The 21,112-nt window shown below is 61.0% G+C and carries 18 protein-coding genes and 2 tRNA genes; 10 read left to right on the forward strand and 10 right to left on the reverse strand.

Features of this window, described 5'->3' with window-relative positions:
• Positions 1–95 precede the first annotated feature (95 nt).
• The 6 genes from pepT (at position 96) to CIW50_RS07230 (ending at position 6,178) form a co-directional block, all read left to right on the forward strand.
• Positions 96–1,355, forward strand: a complete 1,260-nt coding sequence (gene pepT / locus CIW50_RS07205; protein ID WP_149530604.1) for a peptidase T — start codon at positions 96–98, stop codon at positions 1,353–1,355.
• 53 nt (positions 1,356–1,408) lie between these two features.
• Positions 1,409–2,662, forward strand: a complete 1,254-nt coding sequence (locus CIW50_RS07210; RefSeq protein WP_149530605.1) for an FAD-dependent oxidoreductase — start codon at positions 1,409–1,411, stop codon at positions 2,660–2,662.
• Positions 2,649–4,331 (forward strand): saccharopine dehydrogenase family protein, encoded by a 1,683-nt coding sequence (locus CIW50_RS07215; protein ID WP_149530606.1) that lies wholly within the window; start codon positions 2,649–2,651, stop codon positions 4,329–4,331. Before CIW50_RS07210 ends, CIW50_RS07215 begins: the two co-directional genes overlap by 14 nt.
• Positions 4,332–4,561: 230 nt before the next feature.
• Entirely contained in the window at positions 4,562–5,296 is a 735-nt protein-coding gene (locus CIW50_RS07220) for a helix-turn-helix transcriptional regulator (RefSeq protein ID WP_149530607.1), read from the forward strand.
• Positions 5,297–5,378: 82 nt separating this feature from the next.
• Complete coding sequence (locus CIW50_RS07225; protein ID WP_172980253.1) at positions 5,379–5,993, forward strand: acyl-homoserine-lactone synthase; 615 nt, start codon at positions 5,379–5,381, stop codon at positions 5,991–5,993.
• Complete coding sequence (locus tag CIW50_RS07230) at positions 5,993–6,178, forward strand: hypothetical protein (RefSeq protein ID WP_089264572.1); 186 nt, start codon at positions 5,993–5,995, stop codon at positions 6,176–6,178. The genes CIW50_RS07225 and CIW50_RS07230 overlap by 1 nt, the downstream gene beginning before the upstream one ends.
• A 32-nt stretch (positions 6,179–6,210) precedes the next feature.
• Here CIW50_RS07230 and CIW50_RS07235 read toward each other — a convergent pair.
• The 7 genes from CIW50_RS07235 to tig form a co-directional block, all read right to left on the reverse strand.
• A tRNA-Val gene (locus CIW50_RS07235) sits at positions 6,211–6,287 on the reverse strand.
• 65 nt (positions 6,288–6,352) lie between these two features.
• Complete coding sequence (locus CIW50_RS07240) at positions 6,353–6,769, reverse strand: GFA family protein (RefSeq protein WP_149530609.1); 417 nt, start codon at positions 6,767–6,769, stop codon at positions 6,353–6,355.
• A gap of 21 nt (positions 6,770–6,790) precedes the next feature.
• On the reverse strand, positions 6,791–7,045 hold the full coding sequence (locus CIW50_RS07245) for a hypothetical protein (RefSeq protein ID WP_149530610.1): 255 nt from the start codon (positions 7,043–7,045) through the stop codon (positions 6,791–6,793).
• Positions 7,046–7,172: 127 nt separating this feature from the next.
• Positions 7,173–9,599: an endopeptidase La gene (gene lon / locus CIW50_RS07250; protein WP_149530611.1), complete on the reverse strand. Its 2,427-nt coding sequence runs from the start codon at positions 9,597–9,599 to the stop codon at positions 7,173–7,175.
• Between the two features lie 307 nt (positions 9,600–9,906).
• Complete coding sequence (gene clpX, locus CIW50_RS07255) at positions 9,907–11,181, reverse strand: ATP-dependent Clp protease ATP-binding subunit ClpX (protein WP_149530612.1); 1,275 nt, start codon at positions 11,179–11,181, stop codon at positions 9,907–9,909.
• 445 nt (positions 11,182–11,626) lie between these two features.
• Complete coding sequence (locus tag CIW50_RS07260; RefSeq protein WP_149530613.1) at positions 11,627–12,262, reverse strand: ATP-dependent Clp protease proteolytic subunit; 636 nt, start codon at positions 12,260–12,262, stop codon at positions 11,627–11,629.
• A 310-nt stretch (positions 12,263–12,572) separates the two neighbouring features.
• Positions 12,573–13,931 carry a trigger factor gene (gene tig / locus CIW50_RS07265; RefSeq protein ID WP_149530614.1) on the reverse strand — a complete coding sequence of 453 codons (1,359 nt, stop codon included), beginning with the start codon at positions 13,929–13,931 and terminating at the stop codon, positions 12,573–12,575.
• A gap of 421 nt (positions 13,932–14,352) precedes the next feature.
• Here tig and CIW50_RS07270 point away from each other — a divergent pair.
• Positions 14,353–14,437 (forward strand) — tRNA-Leu (locus CIW50_RS07270).
• 666 nt (positions 14,438–15,103) lie between these two features.
• Positions 15,104–16,420 (forward strand): multicopper oxidase family protein, encoded by a 1,317-nt coding sequence (locus tag CIW50_RS07275; protein WP_149530615.1) that lies wholly within the window; start codon positions 15,104–15,106, stop codon positions 16,418–16,420.
• Between the two features lie 15 nt (positions 16,421–16,435).
• Here CIW50_RS07275 and CIW50_RS07280 read toward each other — a convergent pair whose 3' ends face one another.
• Both CIW50_RS07280 and CIW50_RS28955 read right to left on the reverse strand, forming a co-directional pair.
• Positions 16,436–17,932 (reverse strand): NAD(P)H-hydrate dehydratase, encoded by a 1,497-nt coding sequence (locus CIW50_RS07280; RefSeq protein WP_149530616.1) that lies wholly within the window; start codon positions 17,930–17,932, stop codon positions 16,436–16,438.
• Between the two features lie 163 nt (positions 17,933–18,095).
• Positions 18,096–18,398, reverse strand: a complete 303-nt coding sequence (locus tag CIW50_RS28955; protein ID WP_172980254.1) for a hypothetical protein — start codon at positions 18,396–18,398, stop codon at positions 18,096–18,098.
• Between CIW50_RS28955 and CIW50_RS07285 the strand changes: the two genes are divergently transcribed.
• Together CIW50_RS07285 and glnA are read left to right on the forward strand one after the other, a co-directional pair.
• Entirely contained in the window at positions 18,376–18,714 is a 339-nt protein-coding gene (locus CIW50_RS07285) for a P-II family nitrogen regulator (protein ID WP_143573288.1), read from the forward strand. The two genes, CIW50_RS28955 and CIW50_RS07285, sit on opposite strands and share 23 nt — an antisense overlap.
• Positions 18,715–18,902: 188 nt before the next feature.
• On the forward strand, positions 18,903–20,312 hold the full coding sequence (gene glnA / locus CIW50_RS07290) for a type I glutamate--ammonia ligase (protein ID WP_149530617.1): 1,410 nt from the start codon (positions 18,903–18,905) through the stop codon (positions 20,310–20,312).
• Between the two features lie 79 nt (positions 20,313–20,391).
• Here glnA and CIW50_RS07295 read toward each other — a convergent pair whose 3' ends face one another.
• Complete coding sequence (locus tag CIW50_RS07295) at positions 20,392–21,078, reverse strand: hypothetical protein (RefSeq protein WP_149530618.1); 687 nt, start codon at positions 21,076–21,078, stop codon at positions 20,392–20,394.
• Positions 21,079–21,112: the final 34 nt, after the last annotated feature.

Below are 21,112 nucleotides of genomic sequence, written 5' to 3' on the forward strand. Positions count from 1 at the left end.
CGACCGCTTGAACTTCTCATTCCGGGCCGCGTCCTCGTGACGGCCCGGAATGAAACTTCTAAGCTGTCAGGACTTCTGCAATCAGATGGTGCCCTTTGACAGCAACTACTCCCTTCGATTTCGCCCATGACGTGACAGCGCGCTTCCTGCGCTATGTGGTGATCGACACCCAGTCCGACCCCGCCTCGCCCACCTGCCCATCGACCGAAAAGCAGAAGGATCTCGGCCGCGTGCTTGCGCAGGAGCTGCGGGACCTGGGGCTCAGGGACGCGCATCTCGACGAGCATGGCTATGTCTATGCGACGATCCCTGCGACATCGGACAAGAAAGTGCCGGTGATCTGCTTCTGCTCGCATATGGACACCTCGCCTGACTGCAGCGGCAAGGACGTCAAACCGCAGATCGTTAGGAACTATCGGGGCGGCGATATCGTGCTGCCGGTGGACTCAACGCAGGTCATCCGCGTCGCCGACAATCCAGCGCTGAAGGACCAGATCGGCCATGACATCATCACCACCGACGGCACCACTCTGCTGGGCGCCGACAACAAGGCCGGCCTTGCCGAGATCATGGACGCGGCACGTTTCCTGGTTGCCAATCCACAGATCGGGCACGGCACCATCAAGATCCTGTTCACGCCCGATGAAGAGATCGGCCGCGGCGTCGACAAGGTCGACCTGACACAGCTGGGCGCCGACTTCGCCTACACCATGGATGGCGAGACCGCCGGCCATATCGAGGACGAGACGTTCTCGGCCGACGGTGCCGTCATCACCATCGAAGGCGTCAGTGCGCATCCCGGCTTTGCCAAGGGCAAGATGGAGCACGCCATCAAGATCGCCGCCGCAATCGTCGAGCGATTGCCGAAAGACACCTGTTCGCCGGAGACCACCGACGGCAAGCAAGGCTTCCTGCATCCGATCGGCATTTCGGGCGCGCTTGAAAAAGCGACGCTCAGTCTGATCGTGCGCGATTTCACGGATGACGGCCTCGCGGAGAAGGAAGCGCTGCTGCAATCCATCGTCGATGACGTGATGACGGCCTATCCGCATTCGACGGCGACGCTCGAGATCAAGCAGCAATATCGCAACATGAAGCAGGTGATCGACCGCTACCCGCACATGGTCGAATACGCTGTGGAAGCGATTCAGCGCGCCGGGCTCAAACCCGTCCGCAGCAGCATCCGCGGCGGCACCGACGGCTCACGGCTGTCTTTCATGGGACTGCCCTGCCCCAACATCTTCGCCGGCGAACACGCCTTCCATGGCCGCACCGAATGGGTCAGCGTCCAGGACATGGAAAAAGCCGTGCAAACCATCGTGCATCTGGCGATGATCTGGGAAGAAAAAGCATGATGACGGCGCGTCTCTGTCCCGCCAGTTCGTCGTCACTGTTCGTGCGCTAAACCATGCGCGCTCCGCTCGACGTTGCGATCATCGGTGCGGGCGTCGCGGGACTTGCAGCCGCGACGCTGCTGACGCGTGCCGGTCATCGCGTGGTCGTTTATGAGCGGTTCGAGACATCGCGACCGCTCGGTTCGGGCCTGATGCTACAGCCGACTGGTCTGGCGGCTCTGGACCGGCTCGGACTTCGCAGTTCGATCGAGGCGCTGGGCGCGCGCATCGGGCGCCTGCACGGCATCACCGAACGCGGTGGCACGATCTTCGACCTACTCTATGCCGACCTTGCGCCGGAATTCTACGCCATCGGCATTCACCGTGCCGCGCTGCACAGTGAATTGTGGGCCGCCTTCGCGCGATCGGGCGCGGCGCTGGAAACCGGCAGCCCTATTGTTGACATCGAGGCGCACGCCGACGGGCGCTCGTCGCTGCGGGACGAAGATGGCCGCAACGGACCGGGCTTCGATCTTGTCATCGACGCGTCAGGGGCCCGGTCGCGTTTCCGCCCGCTGGTGTCGCAAGCGGCCGCGCAGGATTTCAGCTATGGCGCTGTATGGGCTGCAGTCCCCGATATCGGCATCGCCGACGGCCAATTGGCGCAGCGTTACGTCGCTGCACGGATCATGATCGGCTATCTGCCGGTCGGCCGTGCCTTGCCCGGAGGCCCGCCGCTGGCGGCGCTATTCTGGAGCCTAAAACCCGGAGATTATCCGCAATGGCGCGATGGTTTCGAACCATGGCGCGAACAGATCGTAAAATTGTGGCCTGCGCTTGCGCCGATTATCGCTGGCTTAACCAGTCCAGATGACCTCACGCTGGCGACTTACGTGCATTACACCGCACGAAAGCCATTCAAGGGCGCGCTGGCCCTGATTGGCGATTCAGCGCACGCGACTTCGCCGCAACTCGGCCAGGGCGCCAACAACGGATTGCTCGACGCATTGGCGCTGACCGATGCGCTTGCGTCTTGCACCGATGTTCCATCGGCACTCGCGCGTTACGCACAGGTTCGACGCGCACATGTCCGCTTCTATCAGCTGGCAAGCCGAATGATGACACCGTTCTTTCAGTCGGATTCCGGCATGCTGGCTTTGGTGCGTGACCTCACCTTTGATCGCGCCGCGAAGTTACCTTATCTACGCCAACACATGCTGCACACACTTGCGGGTCTCAAGACCGGCATTCTATCGCACCGCTTACCCAGTGATCTGGCTGGCGATTCCACTGTCGGCTTCGACCAGGCTGCCAATGCAGCCATGTGAACGCAGCGTGTTGCTGGTCGGAGCCACTGGCGCTTTCGGCGAGCGGCTTGCGGCGGGCCTCATCCGATCCGGCATCGCCGTGATCGCGGTCGCGCGCAACACGGCGCGGTTGGAAAAACTCGCTCGACAGCTCGGCACACAAATATCAATCGAGACCTGCGAGCGCAGCCGCATCGACACACCGTTCCTGAATATCCTCCGCAGCCGCCATCCCGGCCTCTATGCCGTCGCAGATGCATCAGGTCCGTTCCAGGCCAGCGACGACCGACTGCCGCGCGCGGCCATCGGTGCCCACCTTCACTATGTCGACCTCGCCGATGCCCGCGATTTCGTAGGCCATATCAGCGATCTCGATCAGGCTGCCCGTTCGGCAGATATCGCCGTCCTGTCCGGCGCGAGTTCGACGCCGGCGCTGTCGCACGCGGTCCTCGACTGGCTTGTCGCCGATGCCCGTACGATCATGTCTATCGACGTGAGCATTGCGCCCGGTAACCGGGCGCCGCGCGGATTGAGCGTGGTCCAGGCCATCCTCTCCACGGTCGGCCAACCGGTCCGCGTGTTTCGTGGCGGCCGCTGGAGCGAGCATGCCGGCTGGAGCCTCGGCAAGACGGTGACATTGCCGGGCATCGGCAAACGTCCTGTCGCATTGTGCGAAACGCCAGATCTCGATCTGCTCGTTGCCCGCTACCACCCCACGGTTGACGCGATCTTTCGCGCCGGACTTGAACTCAGCCTATTGCACTATGGCGTTGCCGCGCTCGGACTGTTCGTCCGTCTCGGCCTCGTCAAGACGCTCACCCCATTGGCACGACCGCTGCGCACCATCGCCGATCTTCTAAAGCCCTTCGGCTCCGACCGCGGCGGCATGCGGATCGATGCACGCCTCGTTAACGACAAAGGCGATCTTGTACATCGGGTCTGGACACTATCGGCAAACGCAGGCGCCGGCCCTTACATCCCGACACTGCCGGCGCTCGCGGCGCTGAAGATGCTCGCTGATAACAGTCTATCGTGGCGCGGCGCTGCGGCATGCGCCGGTATCATTCCGTACGACGTCATTGCTGCTCAGTTTACCCATCACGGCATCACGGCAAAGCAATGCGGGACGGCGACGCCACCGCCTTTGATGAAACGACTGCTCGGCGCCGACTATGACACTTTGCCTGCCGTCATCCGCAATGGCCACGACGTGAGTGGCGTTCTCGTGCTCGAAGGCCGTGCCGACGCAACCAGTCCTGATGGGATCATCACCGCCATATTTTCACGTGTATTTCGGTTTCCACGCGGCGGCGCGAACATGCCACTGCGCGTAGAAATGCGCGGCGAGAACGACGGATCCGAAACCTGGACCCGGATCTATCCGGATGTGACCATGCGCTCGAATCTGCGTAACGCCGACCCATCCACACAATGTCTGGACGAGGTATTCGGACCAGTCGCCATCAGGCTGAAATGGCGAGCGACGGATGTAAGCCTGACATTGAGTCCGATCGGCGCTCGGCTGTTCGGGATACCCCTGCCGTCATTCCTGTGTCCGCGCTCAATCGCTCGCGAAACCGTGGATAACAATGGCCGTTTCCAATTCGACGTGGACATCGCAATGCCGTTAATCGGCCCAATCGTCAGATACAGAGGATATCTGGTGCCGCTGGCGCCAGACCGGGGTTAGTAGGGGCCATTCGACGGCGGTATTCAGAAACCGCCTCGCGGTGTAGAGCGCCAACGCTGTTTGAGAATGGCGAACTGTGTATAGTTGTGTCGTCAAACGAATGGCGGATTGCGCGCGGGGACGGCGACGATATCCTCCGCCGATACATATTATAGATTATCACATTACAAATCGTCTCAAGAATTAATTCCTGTTCCGTAGCTCCATTTCAGCTGATAAGCAGGCACGTCATGGGGTCATTCAAAGGCAAGCATTTTCAAACTGCTCTGTCGGCCATCGAAAGCATTGCCAATGCCGCCTCCATGTCTGCGGTTGGCGATATCGTGGCCGTTACGGCCAAATCGTTCGGCTACAACCACATCTGCTTTCTGGCCTCGACCGGCGTCAACCAACCGTTCGAAGATCGCGTGTTGCTGAAAGTATGGCCCAAGCCATGGGCCGAACAATATAGCGCGTCCAATTTCTATGCCTCCGATCCCGTTGCGCCGCGGATCCGCCGGCAACCCGAGCTGTTCACCTGGTCTGACATCCGGCTCGATGAGGTCAGCCCGATATCACGGACCATCATGGAGATCGCGTCCGTCGATTACGGATTGAAGTTCGGCCTCTGCGCACCCGTGCACGGCATGAACGGCTATCAGGCCGGCTTGTCACTGGCAGGCTACGAAGTCGAGGACACCGAGGACGCGCACGGCGCCATCGAGCTCGTCACCATGTATGCGTTCAACCGCTTTGCAACGCTTCGCTCTCATCAGCGTGCGAAGTCGATCGCCCTCACCTTGCGGGAGCGCGAGGTCGTTAGCTGGGTCGCTGCCGGAAAGACCGCCTGGGATACGAGCGTCATTCTCGGTATCTCCGAGGATACGGTGAACAAGACTGTCACCGCTGCCATGCACAAGTTGAATGCGCATACGCGCGCGCAGGCCGTGGCCGAAGCGATCACACAAGGACTGATCGCTTTCTGAATTGTCAATCCCCTGCCCACGGAATATCGCGACCAAACTCATCATGAGAACCCTCCACGCAGACGAGCGTGGGGAGCTTTTTATGATCGAGGTCATTCACAGCGGTAATGCTGGGCAGTTCGGCGATCTCATGGACAGGCAATTTCGGTTACGGCACGAGGTCTTCGTCGGAGAGCGCGGCTGGACTGCCTTCGATGTCGATGGCATCCACGAGAAGGACCAGTATGACGATGATGCTGCCGTCTATCTGGTCGCAGCCGACGACGCAGGCACTGTCGCAGGCGGCTTCCGGCTCTATCCAACCGTATTGCCCCACATGCTCAGCGAGCATTTTGCGCAGCTGGTCGACGGCGCGCTGATCCAGCGCCGCGATGTACTGGAGCTGACGCGCTTTGCCATGCGCAAATCCGAACGCCGCAGCCGGCACTATTTCGAACTGCTGCTGGCGATCCAGGAGTATGGCCTGATGGAAGGCCTGTCCGGCTTCACCTCGGTCATCAATCCCTTGCGCATCCCGATTCTTCAGAGCTTCGGACTGGAGATCGAGCCGCTGGGATTGCCAGCCATGATCGACGGCGAGGCCACCATCGCCGTGCTGTTTCATGTCAGTGAAAAGTGTTTCGCCCGCGTCAGCAAGAGTGTTGCCATCGAAGACAGCGTTTTTGCGTTGCCTCCGACATCCCGGCGGATCGCCTGATGCCGATGTCCCCCAATCAGTTCCAGGTCATTCAGGGCGGCAAGGACAGCGACGAGCTGATCGTCACGATGCTGCAAGCCCTGCGGCTGGCAAACGCATGCGGGTCCGAGACGACCTATGATCTGCTGCGCATGGCGCTGTTGAACGAAGGCGTTCAACTAGCCAAGGTGCTGGCGGCGCGATAGGCGGAACACCTGAGGGCATGGATTTAGGGAGGTGGTAGGCGGCGAGAGATTCGAACTCCCGACCCTCTCGGTGTAAACGAGATGCTCTAACCAGCTGAGCTAGCCGCCCTCACGGCCTCTCTTTAACGCCGGGACTTCGCCGCGGCAAGGCGTTCTGCGTGGATCATCTCGCCCCTACGGATCGTTCGATCCCTTCAGCCGCGCGGGCAGTTCCGCAAGATCATGAATCCAGGGTGCGGCTGACCGGCACCAGATCTGACGTCGTGGCGGCAGCTCGGCGCGCTGGCGGATACTGCCCCAGCGAATACCCCACTCGTTATCCTCAGCCTCCTCGCCACTGGCGAATATCGGCGAGCCGCAGTTCCCGCAAAAGTGCTGCAGCCGGTTGAGACCGTTGTCGCCGCGCTTGACATAGACCTTCGGTGCACCGCCCGTCATCTCGATCGTATCGGCCGGCGTCAGCACCGTGACACGGTAGGCCGAGCCAGTCATGGTCTGGCAATCCGTGCAATGGCAGATCGACACCCTTTGCGGATCGATTGTCGCGCGATAGCTGATGAAGCCGCAGTGGCATTGGCCGTCGATCTGCATCGCGCTGCCCCTCCTCGCTCTTCAACGCTGCAAGCCGATCACTGGCGACGCCTGAAGATCCTGCCGTGGCGCGACGGGCCGATCGTTGTCCGGCTTCGGGGTCCCGAGAAAATTCGCGCGATCCCTGTTCCTGAATTCCGAACGATTGCCGTCGAATTCCCGCGATGACCGATAGCCGCGCTCGCGGTCCGGTCCGAAGCGCTTGTCCAGCGGTTCACTCATCACGGCATCTGCAGCGACGAGCGACATCACAGCTGTGAGGATCAATGTCTTCATCAGGGAGCCTCTGCGATCATTCTAGCATCGGCCGGCGAACGTCGAAAGCGGCCCAAGCAGTGAGATGGCCCGCAAACAAAAACGGCGCCCCGAAGGGCGCCGCTGATTGTTGTCGAGGATGTGGGCCTCAGTGCGCCGTGAGGCCGCTGCCGGCCTCTTCTGCGCCGTCGGCCTTCACCGGCAGCTTGGTGTCCTCTTCCCAGACGATCGCCTTGGGCGCCCGCACCAGGGCGTTGGCGATCACCTCGTCCATCCGGGCGACCGGGATGATGTTCAAGCCGCCCTTGATGGCGTCGGAAATCTCGGTGAGGTCCTTGGCATTGTCCTCGGGGATCAGCACCGTCTTGATGCCGCCGCGGGCCGCTGCCAACAACTTCTCCTTCAGACCACCGATCGGCAGGATCCTGCCGCGCAGCGTGATCTCGCCGGTCATGGCGACATCGTGACGGATCGGAATGCCCGTGAGCACCGACACGATCGTCGTCGCCATCGCCACGCCTGCGGACGGTCCATCCTTCGGCGTTGCACCCTCAGGCACGTGGACGTGGATGTCGCGCCGCTCAAACAACGGCGGTTCGATCCCGAAGTTGATCGCGCGCGAGCGGACGTAAGACGCCGCCGCCGAGATCGATTCCTTCATCACGTCACGCAGGTTGCCGGTGACGGTCATGCGGCCCTTGCCGGGCATCATGACGCCTTCAATGGTGAGCAACTCACCACCGACATCCGTCCATGCCAGACCGGTGACGACACCGACCTGATCGTCGCTCTCGATCTCGCCGTAGCGATACTTCGCCACGCCGAGGAATTCCTCGAGATTCTTCTCGGTGACCTTCACCACCTTCTTCTTCGAGAGCATCAGCTCCTTCACGGCCTTGCGGGCCAGTGTGGAGAGCTCGCGCTCCAGATTACGCACGCCCGCTTCGCGGGTATAGCGGCGGATCATCAAGAGCAACGCGTCGTCGTCGATCGACCATTCCTTGGCGTCCAGGCCATGCTTCGAGAGCGCGATCGGGATGAGATGCTTGCGGGCGATCTCAACCTTCTCGTTCTCCGTGTAGCCGGCGATCCGGATGATCTCCATACGATCCATCAGCGGGCCCGGAATATTCAGGGTGTTCGCCGTAGTGATGAACATCACGTTCGACAGATCGTAGTCCACCTCCAGATAGTGATCGGCAAAGGTGCCGTTCTGCTCGGGGTCGAGGACCTCAAGCAGAGCCGACGACGGATCGCCGCGGAAATCGGCGCCCATCTTGTCGATCTCGTCCAGCAGGAAGAGCGGATTCGTCGTCTTGGCCTTGCGCATCGACTGGATGACCTTGCCGGGCATCGAACCGATATAGGTCCGGCGATGTCCGCGGATCTCCGCTTCGTCACGCACGCCGCCGAGCGACACGCGCACGAACTCACGTCCGGTCGCCTTGGCGATCGACTTGCCGAGCGAGGTCTTGCCGACGCCGGGAGGTCCGACGAGGCACAGGATCGGCCCGCTCAGCTTGTTGGCCCGCGTCTGTACAGCGAGATACTCGACGATGCGGTCCTTGACCTTCTCGAGCCCGTAGTGATCGTCGTCCAGCACGGCCTGCGCCGCGGCGAGGTCCTTCTTGACCTTGGACTTCTTGCCCCACGGAATCGACAGCAGCCAATCGAGATAGTTGCGCACGACGGTCGCTTCCGCAGACATCGGCGACATCTGGCGCAGCTTCTTCAGCTCATGCTGCGCCTTCTCGCGGGCCTCCTTCGACAGCTTGGTCTTGGCGATCTTCTCTTCAATATCGGCCAGTTCGTCGCGACCTTCGTCGTCGCCGAGCTCCTTCTGGATCGCCTTCATCTGTTCGTTGAGATAGTACTCACGCTGCGTCTTCTCCATCTGGCGCTTGACGCGCGAGCGGATGCGCTTCTCGACCTGCAGCACCGAGATCTCGCTCTCCATCAGGCCGAGCACCTTCTCCAGGCGTGCGGTGACTGACAGCGTTTCCAGAATGCCCTGGCGATCCGCGATCTTGACGGCGAGATGAGACGCGACAGTATCGCCGAGCTTGGCGAAATCAGTGATCGCCTGCACGACGCCGACGACTTCGGCGGAGATCTTCTTGTTGAGCTTAACATAGCTCTCGAAGTCCGAGACCACCGAACGCGACAGTGCTTCCGCCTCGACGCTCTTCGCATCGGTATCGGCCAGCGCGACTGCCGTCGCTTCATAATATTCGGTGCGATCGGAATACTTCTCGACCTTGGCGCGCTCGAGGCCTTCCACCAGCACCTTCACGGTACCGTCGGGAAGCTTCAAAAGCTGCAGCACGCTGGCGAGCGTACCGATCTCGTAAATCGAGTCCGGGGCTGGATCATCGTCCGACGCGTTCTTCTGCGTGGCGAGCATGATGAGAGCATCGTTCTTCATCACCTCTTCGAGCGCGCGGATCGATTTCTCGCGGCCGACGAAGAGAGGCACGATCATGTGCGGGAAGACGACGATATCGCGCAGTGGCAATACCGGATAGGAGTGGCTTTCGCCGTGAACAATGGTTGGCCGGGGTTTAGAGGCAGTCATGGCCCATTCCTTTTGCTGTGCCCCCTTGCAAGCAGTCCGCCCGATGGCGCAACCGCACAAGGTGCCGATTTTCCGTCTTTGCTCGGCCGTCTCAGGCTCTACGTGTCCGGATCGTTATGGCGAATCTTGAGGGAGATTTTGTGTTCGCCGAGAGCATTAGGTGGCTATGGGCCCGGGGGGTGTCAAGTCGCGGAAATACCCATGAACAAGGGCGGTTTACAGAGCGTCGCAGCAAGAAAATAGGCGACTGCCGATCACCGGCAGCCGCCTATTGAACTTAAGTCGATGGGCCCGAAAGCCGCGTGGATCAGGCGCTTGCGCTGCTCTCGGCAGTCCGGTCCGAACGGTCGGCGTAGATGTAGAGCGGGCGAGCCGTCCCATCCACAACCTCCTTAGAGATGACGACTTCCTCGACACCTTCCAGACCAGGCAGATCGAACATGGTTTCGAGCAGGATGCTCTCCAGGATCGACCGCAGACCACGTGCACCGGTCTTGCGTTCGATAGCCCGGCGGGCCACCGCACCCAACGCCTCGTCGGCGAAGGTCAGCTCGATGTTCTCCATCTCGAACAGACGCTGGTACTGCTTGACCAGCGCGTTCTTCGGCTCGACCAGGATCTTCTTCAGCGAGGTCTCGTCGAGATCCTCGAGTGTCGCGACCACTGGCAGACGGCCGACGAATTCGGGGATCAGACCATACTTCAGCAGATCTTCCGGTTCGACATGGCGGAAGATCTCACCGGTGCGGCGATCTTCGGGTGCCAGAACCTGCGCTGCGAAGCCGATCGAGGTGGTCCGCCCGCGCGACGAGATGATCTTCTCGAGGCCCGAGAACGCACCGCCGCAGATGAACAGGATGTTCGTCGTATCCACCTGCAGGAATTCCTGCTGCGGATGCTTGCGGCCGCCCTGCGGAGGCACGGAGGCAACGGTGCCTTCCATGATCTTCAGCAGAGCCTGCTGCACGCCCTCACCCGACACGTCACGGGTGATCGACGGATTGTCCGACTTGCGCGAGATCTTGTCGATTTCGTCGATATAGACGATGCCGCGCTGGGCACGCTCGACATTGTAGTCGGCAGCCTGCAGCAGCTTGAGGATGATGTTCTCGACGTCCTCACCGACGTAACCGGCTTCGGTCAGCGTCGTTGCATCGGCCATCGTGAACGGCACGTCCAGAATACGGGCGAGCGTCTGCGCGAGCAGCGTCTTGCCCGAACCGGTCGGACCGATCAGCAGGATGTTCGACTTCGCAAGCTCAACGTCGTTGTGCTTGGTCTGGTGGTTGAGGCGCTTGTAGTGGTTATGCACCGCGACCGAGAGAACCTTCTTCGCATGGAACTGACCGATGACGTAGTCATCGAGCACCTTGCAGATTTCCTTCGGCGTCGGAATGCCGTCACGCGACTTGACCAGCGAGGACTTGTTCTCCTCGCGGATGATGTCCATGCAGAGTTCAACGCATTCGTCGCAGATGAAGACGGTAGGACCCGCGATCAGTTTGCGAACTTCGTGCTGGCTCTTGCCGCAGAACGAACAATACAGCGTGTTCTTGGAGTCGCTGGTACCGACCTTACTCATTCCTATCTCCGTCCGCCGTTCGATCTTTGTCTGTCGGTCGCCCAGTTACGGGACGTATCCCGTAGATAGAGCAAAATCCGTACCAAAAAAGACCTCGTTCCAGAATGCCGCTCGAATCACGGCTCACTCGAATCCCCGCGATACTAACCGATCCGCATCAGCGAACCATGCTGACAGCCGATGATCAAGAATTCGCTAATCGGCTCCATCGCCTGGAGCGTGACAATAGCGTGATTTGCGGCATTTGCGCGGGAGAACCCCGAAAATTGGGGAACGTTGCGTGAATGACACCACCCGACCAGCACGAAAGCGGAACTCTCGCGTCTGCTGGCGTCGGCACATAGTACCAATTCGGGAATAACTTGATCGATATGGCTGGCTTGGGACAGGCGGCACGCGGGCGCCGTCTGTCTCGGTCTCGATATGTTCGCCGAAACGGCCTTGTTTAGGCCGGCTTCGTCGGGGTCGATTCTTCAGCGCGCTTGTCGATGACCTTGTCGATCAGCCCGAAATCCTTCGCCTGATCTGCCGTCATGAAGTTATCGCGCTCGAGCGCGTTGTGAATGTCTTCGTAAGGACGTCCCGTGTGCTTCACATAGATCTCGTTGAGCCGGCGCTTCAGGCTCTCGACTTCCTTGGCATGGATCAGGATGTCCGTGGCCTGGCCCTGGAAGCCGCCTGACGGCTGATGAACCATGATGCGGGCGTTCGGCAGCGCGAAGCGCATGTCCTTTGCGCCAGCCGTCAGCAACAGCGAGCCCATCGACGCGGCCTGACCGACGCACAGAGTCGACACCGGCGGACGAATGAACTGCATCGTGTCGTAGATCGCCAGACCCGACGTCACCACGCCACCGGGCGAGTTGATGTACATCGAGATTTCCTTCTTCGGATTCTCGGCTTCGAGAAACAGAAGCTGGGCGACGGTGAGCGTCGACATGCCATCCTCGACCGGACCGGTCACGAAGATGATGCGCTCCTTCAGAAGGCGCGAAAAGATATCGTAAGCCCGTTCACCGCGGTTGGTCTGTTCGACCACCATCGGGACGAGGTTCATGTAGGTTTCTACCGGATCGCGCATTGATCACCCGAAAGGTTGGAGGAGACACACGTCCATCGGCAAGACTGGAACCGGTTACGGTTTGCCGGGAAAGGACGAACGTCCCGTGATGCAGGAACAACAAACAGAGCCCACAGATATGAGCCAATCGAGCGGCAACAAGCCCACCGGTCCACATGCCGCCCTGAACCTCAGTTCAAGCCGATTCGGACGGCCACCGCAAAGCGCTGAGGCCCTTTTGGAACCTGTTTCGAGCGGTATCCTTAACGTCAAAACGCCGGCTGGAGGACCCAACCGGCGTTTCTTTTAACGTCTTCTAAGAAGAAGCGGCTCAGGCCGCGGTCTTCTCATCTTCGTCCTTGTAGAGGTCGTCCTTGGAGACCTTCTTCTCGGTCACATTGGCCAGTTCGAGGATGAAGTCGACGACCTTGTCCTCGTAGATCGGTGCACGAAGCTGGGCCAGCGCGTTGGGATTGCTGCGGTAAAAGTCCCACACTTCCTTCTCGCGGCCCGGCATCGAGCGGGCGCGCTCGATCACGGCACGGCTGACCTCGTCATCGCTGACGGTGATCTTGTTCTTCTCGCCGATCTCCGAGAGCACGAGGCCGAGGCGCACGCGGCGGTCGGCGATCTTGCGGTACTCTTCCTGAGCGGCTTCTTCCGTGGTGTCCTCGTCGGCGAAGGTCTTGCCCGACGATGCCATCTCCTGCTGGATCGAATTCCACATCAGCTTGAACTCTTCGTCGACCAGCGACGGAGGCGCATCGAACTTGTGGGTCTCGTCGAGACGGTCGAGCAGCAGGCGCTTGACGCGCTGGCGGGTCGCACCGGCGAATTCGGCAACCAGACGCTCGCGCGCGGCTTCTTTCAGCTTGTCGAGAGACTCGAGGCCGAGGGTCTTGGCGAACTCGTCGTCGATCACGGTATCGACCGGCGATTCGATCTTGGCCGCAGTGGTCTCGAACTCGGCGGCCTTACCGGCCAGCGTCTCGCTCGCATAGTTGACCGGGAACGACACCTTGAGGGTGCGGGTCTCGCCGGCAGCGATGCCGATCAGCTGTTCCTCGAAGCCCGGGATGAAGGTGTTGGAGCCGATCGCAACCGGGATATCCTCGCCGGTGCCGCCTTCGAAAGCGACGCCGTCGATGGTGCCCTTGAAGCCGACGGTGACGCGGTCACCCGTCTCGGCCTTGGCACCAGCGGCCTTCTCGGTGAAGGAACGGTTCTGGTCGGCGACGCGCTTGATCGCTTCATCGACGTCCGCATCGGTCACTTCGGCCACCGGCTTCTCAACGGTGAAGCTCTTGAAGTCAGCGAGCGCGATCGGCGGCACGACTTCGATGGCGACGGTGTAATTCAAGTCTGACTTGCCCGACAGGATGTCTTCGACTTCCTTCTGCTCGGTCGGCATCGTGATCTTCGGCTCGGAGGCGAGCTTGAAGCCACGCTCGGTGAAGATCTGCGTGTTGGTGTCGCGGATCAATTCATCGACGGTCTCGGCGGCGACCGAACGGCCATAGAGGCGCTTCAGGTGACCGACGGGAACCTTGCCCGGACGGAAGCCGTTGAGCTTGACCTTGCCCTTCATGTCATCGAGGCGCGCATCGACCTTGGCTTCGATGTCGGCAGCCGGCACGTTGACCGAGAATTCGCGCTTCAATCCCTCGGAGAGGGTTTCATTCACCTGCATGGCGTCAATCTTCTTCCCGCTTGGTCCGGCTCGAGGGCCCGACATTGTAAAATTCGTCCGACGCGCGGCCGGAAAGCCTGCGTCGATGGTTCGGCGGACCCATTCACGTGAAGGGCTTGCCTTCGCGGAAACGTGTCCGGAAATCGTCATGGTCAAACGCTATGTGCGCTTGGTGCGGGCGGAGGGACTCGAACCCCCACAACTTTCGTCACTGGAACCTAAATCTCGTGGCGCAAAACCGTGAGACGCCTAAGCTCCCGTAATCGCTGAGCTTATTTAGATCGGCGATACCTGCACTGTCACCATCAGGTGCAAAATGTCACCCATTTCACACCTGATTTGTCACCCGGTGACGCCAATACGACGAACAGTGGATTATGTCGAGACATCCACTGCTCAATTGTGTATCGGAATGCCGCGTGCCCGGCTGGCGGAATTGGTAGACGCAACGGTTTTAGGTACCGTCGCTGAAAGGTGTGGGGGTTCGAGTCCCTCGCCGGGCACCATGAATAGTCAGTGCATTTCAGGCAGCACGACTATCCAACGACCCTAGATTTGAGTCGATCGGACATAGCGGCGAACCGCCGATTGACCGGAGCGTCGATAAAGTCCTTGGGCTCAAGCCTGCGACCGATCCGGACCTCGAAACATCCTACGCAGAGTTTACCGTCGCCCGTGGGATTTGCGCTCAACCAAAGATCATCATGAACCATGTAATACTCATCGGGCGTTATGAACGTAACCTCTGTTCGGCAGTCCATGCACTTACCGTCACGCCCGTGCCAGTCGTCCAAGACCGATGTCATCGTGTTATCGAGTCCGCGCTTGTTCTTTTGTCACCGAGTTTTGTCACCTCTGGCGACTATCCAGAGAAGCTCCTGCCACTCGTAGTGGATCACTAATCTACTGATGTGGTTCCTAGCTCTCGGCTATTTCGCTTCGGGGGCGTTCTCATCTGCCAAATGTGGAGAATTTGGCATTAACACCTAAATCCAGCGCGTCTACCAATTCCGCCACGCCCGCTAAAACATCATGTCCGGCCGCGATGTCGCGAGCGGCGGGCTTATAACATGGGGACCGTGGTTCGCAGCAAAAAAATGGTCACATAGCGGCTTACTTGCCGCAGCCCCGCCAACTGGACTTTAGCGCGGCAAAATGGTCGGGATTTGGACATGACGAACCGCTTTCTCCCCCTCACGCGCCGAACCCTGCTCGCGGGCACCGGGAGCGCCTTGATCGCTCCGATTCTGCCCCGGGCCACCCTCGCCCAGGCCGTCGCCGCGCTGGAACTGCAAGCCAAGGCCGGCCCGTTCACAGTGAAGCCCGGCGCCTCGACCGACGCCTGGACGCTGTATTCGGCCCAGAAGGGTCCGCTGCGCTTCAACCGCGGCGACGAGATCACAGTTCAACTCGCCAATCAGCTGCCTGCCCCTATCGCGCTGAACTGCCGAGGCATTAACGGCGTGTCCGGTATTGGGCCACTGCTTGACCGCAGGCCGGTCGCGGCCGGCGGCAAGGACGCGTTCAAGCTGCAGATGCACAACGCTGGAACGTCGTATCTGGACATGCGCCTGCTCGGCGACGGTCAGACGCTGCCGTCCCAGGTCCGCAGCCTGGTCGTCCAGGAGAGCGATCCGGTCGAGGTGGACCGTGACGAGGTGCTGCTGATCGAGGACTTCCGCCTCAAGCCGGACGGCAGTCTGCTCGCCCCCGGCAGCGATCCGAAAGACGCGACCGCGCTATTCCTGATCAACCGGAAATCCACGCTGGAGCTGTCGGCCCGGGTCAATGAGCGGCTCAGACTCCGTCTCATCAATGGCTGCCAACGCAATGTGGTTGCTCTGAAATTCGACGACCATGAGGTCCGCGTGATGGCCATCGACGGTCAGCCCTCGGAGCCGTTCCCAACCCGTAACAATCAGGTGGTGCTGGCACCCGGAACCCGGGTCGACGTCTTCGTCGATGCCGTCAGGCCGGCGGGATCGACCTCGGCAATCCTGCTCCACGACGGCAAGGCCGCTCGGCCGATCGGCCAGATCAAAATGTCCAACGACCCGCCGCTACGGGCCATGCCCCTGCCGGCCGCCGCGCCGTTGCCCTCCAACGGTTTGCCAGCTCAGCTCGATCTCAAGGGCGCGCTACGCGTCGATATGGCCCTGAGCGCCGTCAGCCCCGAATGGGTCAAGCCGGCCGATCTGTCCGCCAGCACGCCGCCGGCCTTCCGGACCAAGCCCGGCCGGACCGTGGTGCTGACGCTGACCAACCGGGCCACCAGCCCCGTCGTGTTCCAGATTCACGGCCATCACGTCCGCCTGCTTGATCGGCTTGACGACGGCTGGAAGCCGTTCTGGCTCGACACGCTCGCGCTCGACGTCGGCCAGACCCAGCGCATCGCCTTTGCCGCCAATCATATCGGGCGCTGGCTGATGGAGGCCTTCGTGGCCGACTGGGCCGCGCCACGGCAGGTCCGCTGGTACAGCGTCGACTGAGACCGCCGACGCAGCTCAGTACTGGATACCGAGCTGGTCATAGAGCCGACGGAACACCGCTGGCAGCACTTCGGTCAGATCCTCGGCGATCAGCCCTGGCCCGGCCTCGCTGCCGGCCTCGCCATGCATCCAGACGCCCATACAAGCTGCCTCATAGGCCGGAACGCCTTGCGCCAGCAGCGCGCCGATAATGCCGGCCAGCACGTCGCCGGACCCGGCGGTCGCCAGCCATGGCGGCGCATTGGCCGATATGGCGGCCCGGCCATCCGGCGATGCCACGACCGTATCCGGCCCTTTCAACAGTACGATAGCGCCGGACTTTTTCGCCGCCAGACGAACGCGCTCAAGTTTAGACACTGCTGGATGTTCCTGATCCACCTTGCTGAAGATGCGTGAAAATTCACCTTCATGAGGCGTCAATACAGTACCGGATTCCGGGCTGGCCTTGATCAGACCGAACAGCCGTTGGGGCGCCTCGGCGAAGCTGGTCAGCGCATCTGCATCGAGCACCGCATGTCGCTTCGCAGCCAGGACCGCCTCCACGAAAGCTCGCGTCCGCTCGCCTACACCAGCCCCCGGCCCGATCACACAAGCCGACACCTTGCCGCCGATCAGTCCCACGAACTCCGCAATCGTATCCACCGGGCGCACCATCACCGCGGTCAGCGCTGTGGCATTGACGGGCAGCGCATCGCGTGGCGACGCCACCGTCACTAGGCCTGCCCCGCCGCGCAAAGCAGCCCGGGCGGACAGCCGGGCCGCGCCCGTAGAGGCGATGTCGCCGGAGACAACCACGGCGTGGCCGCGCGAGAATTTGTGGCTGTTGATCTTCGGCACCGGAAAGGCGTCGGCCCAGAGGTCGGGGTTATTCTCGGAGGTCTGTGGACGGATTTCACCCAGCACATCCTCGTCGATGCCGATGTCGATCACCCGCAGCCGGCCACAATGCACCCGGCCTGGCACCAGCAGATGGCCCGGCTTGGGCCTGAAGAACGTCACGGTCTCGGTCGCCCTGATAGCGCCGCCCATCACGGCGCCTGAATCGCCGTTGATACCGCTCGGCAGATCAACAGCCAGTACGGGCACGCCGGCCGCGTTGATGGCGTCGATCATGATCAGCGGATCGCCCTTGACCGGACGATTGAGCCCGGCGCCGAACAACGCGTCGATGATCAAAGCCGGCTGACCGATCAGCGAGGGATCGCAAGGCAGCACCTCGCCCTTCCACCCCTTGGCAGCCAACGCCGCGTCGCCCTTCAGCGTCGCCCGGTCGCACAGCAGGATCACCGAAACGTCCCGCCCCTGCGCCGCGAGTTCGGCCGCCGCGACAAAACCATCGCCGCCATTGTTGCCGCGCCCGGCCACGATCAGGATCGCCCCCTCCTCAGCCAACTCGCCCGCCACATCTGCCACCGCCCGTCCGGCGGCGCGCATGAGCTTGAAGCCTGGCGTGCCCGCCGCAATCGTGAGTTGATCGGCGCGCGCCATCTCATCGGTCGTTAGAATATCCATCTCGCTTCTCACTACGCCTTTTTGGAAGGCACTCGCGTCACACGCGAACGCAGCAGAGTAAAACTGCACATCGCGCGATCACTTTGATCACTATGTAGGCAAAAGTAGTCGAATACTCTTGATGCGAACCTCGTCAGGTGCGATGTAATAACCTGATAATGCTTCAAAAATAGCCGAGGAGCGAACTTGGCACGGACCCTGCTTTTAGGGAAGCCAGCTTCGGGTCCGTCGCGCTCACCGGCAAATGTTGCAAAGACACCTGTTTAAGAGACAGGGGTGGCCGACCGTCTACCGCATCGGGCGAGATTTCCTCGATGTGGCGTGGCGGCAGCGCAATAACGCCCGAAATTGGGTATCGAACAATGTGCGCGAAACGCGCAATGTTCAAAGCCACTTGAGGCAAATAACTTGCGGCCTGATTGGAAGTGCCGGGGAGACGTTCAGTGAAAAAGATCGAAGCCATCATCAAGCCCTTCAAGCTGGACGAGGTGAAAGAGGCTCTTCAGGAAGTCGGATTGCAGGGCATTACGGTTACGGAAGCCAAGGGCTTCGGCCGTCAGAAGGGCCACGCCGAACTTTATCGCGGCGCTGAATACATTGTCGACTTTCTACCCAAGGTGAAGATCGAGATCGTGATCTCCGACGATCTGGTCGAAAAGGCGATCGATGCCATCCGTCGCGCCGCACAAACCGGCCGCATCGGCGACGGTAAGATCTTTGTGTCGAATATCGAGGAAGCCGTGCGCATCCGTACCGGTGAGTCCGGACTCGACGCTATCTGACGGACTGGACGCTCTCCAAGCCGGGTGCTATCCGACATTCAACGCTTCAAGGCGTCACCAAAAAGGCTGCTTCGGCAGCCTTCTCTTGTTGACGGTTTGTCTTGTTGAAAACATGCCGTTGTGACCTGATCGTCACGACAGATTGTTACGTCCCGGAAATCGGCCCGCAAATAAAGGTAGGGAGCCCCATGACGACCGCCAAAGAAGTCCTGCAGTCCATCAAGGACAATGACGTCAAGTACGTCGACCTGCGTTTCACCGATCCCCGCGGCAAGTGGCAGCACGTGACCTTCGACGTCTCGATGGTCGATGAAGAGATGTTTGCCGAAGGCACCATGTTCGACGGTTCCTCGATCGCGGGCTGGAAGGCGATCAACGAGTCCGACATGACGCTGATGCTCGATCCGGCAACGGCGACGATCGACCCGTTCTTCGCAGAGACCACGATGGTCATCACCTGCGACATTCTCGAGCCCTCCACCGGCGAGCCCTATAACCGCGACCCACGCGGCATCGCCAAGAAGGCCGAAGCCATGGTCAAGTCCATGGGCGTCGGCGACACCGTGTTCGTCGGCCCTGAAGCCGAATTCTTCGTGTTCGACGACGTGCGCTTCTCGAGCGACCCGTACAACACCGGCTTCAAGCTCGACTCGTCCGAATTGCCGACCAACTCCGGCACCGAATATGAAGGCGGCAATCTCGGCCACCGCATCCGCACCAAGGGCGGTTACTTCCCCGTCCCGCCGCAGGACTCGGTGCAGGACATGCGCTCGGAAATGCTCGGCGCCATGGCGCGCATGGGCGTCAAGGTCGAGAAGCATCACCACGAAGTGGCGTCGGCCCAGCACGAACTCGGCATGAAGTTCGACACGCTAACCTACATGGCCGACCAGATGCAGATCTATAAGTATTGCATCCATCAGGTCGCCCACATCTACGGCAAGACCGCCACCTTCATGCCGAAACCCGTTTTTGGCGACAACGGCTCGGGCATGCATGTGCACCAGTCGATCTGGAAGGACGGCAAGCCGACCTTCGCCGGCAACAAATATGCCGACCTCTCCGAGACCTGCCTCCATTACATCGGCGGCATCATCAAGCACGCCAAGGCGATCAACGCTTTCACCAACCCGTCGACCAACTCCTACAAGCGTCTGGTCCCCGGATACGAAGCCCCGGTGCTGCTCGCCTACTCCGCGCGCAACCGTTCGGCCTCCTGCCGCATCCCCTACACCACCAACCCGAAGGCCAAGCGCGTCGAAGTCCGCTTCCCGGATCCGATGGCCAATCCGTATCTCGCTTTCGCGGCAATGCTGATGGCCGGTCTCGACGGCATCAAGAACAAGATCGATCCGGGTCCGGCGATGGACAAGGACCTCTACGATCTGCCGAAGGAAGAGCTGAAGTCGATCCCGACGGTGTGCGGTTCGCTCCGCGAAGCCCTCGAGAACCTCGACAAGGATCGCGGCTTCCTCAAGAACGGCGGCGTGTTCGATGACGACTTCATCGACTCCTATATCGAACTGAAGATGACCGAAGTGATGCGTTTCGAAATGACGCCGCACCCGGTCGAATTCGACATGTACTACTCGCTGTAATCCCCTCAGGGATCGCAGTTCGAACGATCAGGGCGCTCCGGCAACGGGGCGCCTTTTTTCTTTGCGCCTCTCCTGGCACCTATTTCCGGGCCAGAGCCATTGCCGGTTCAGGCGTGTTCGGGAAGCCAATCGCCGCAAGCGCCCTGGCTGCCTCGCCTTCGCTGGCGGCCCACGGCAGCTTCACGGTGACACCGCGCGTGACGGGCTCGCCGAGACTTCCGCCGAAATCGATCGGCCACAGACCATTCGGCACCGCCTCGACCGTGACGCCGCGCAGCCGCGTGCCAGCACCGAGAGGCGACAGATCGTCCGGTTGCAGCCGCCGCGCCGTCGATGCATCCCGGAGGTCTGTGAAACTGGCCAGCACCGGTATCAGTTCGCCGGTGACCGGAACAGCGCCGGTCTGACTGCTGACGTCACGAAACGCGATCTTGCGTCCGGCGGCCTGATAGGCCCGCATCGCCACGAAATTGGCGCCGTCGAAATCGGCACTGCCCTTGTCGTCGTGCAGCATCAGTGCGGCGAGGTTCCTGCCGCCACCGAGATCGAGGACCACCGCCTCGCCCCGTGACGTTACCTTGCCACTCGGCTGGTAGCCCCGATAGGGATGCACGGAGACGATGCCTGATGCGGACTTCACGCCCTCCGGCGTCTCGACCTCCACGGCGAGGCGATATTTGTGCGCCGGCCGGTTGATCCGGATCTGGTCGCCGATCACCAGGGCAGCGAGCAGCCCGAGCGGCCCGACCCATTTGACGATGTTCATTTTTGTTTTGTCTCCCTCATGGCCCATGCACCAT

The organism is Tardiphaga sp. P9-11 (assembly GCF_008329525.1).
GTDB lineage: Bacteria > Pseudomonadota > Alphaproteobacteria > Rhizobiales > Xanthobacteraceae > Tardiphaga.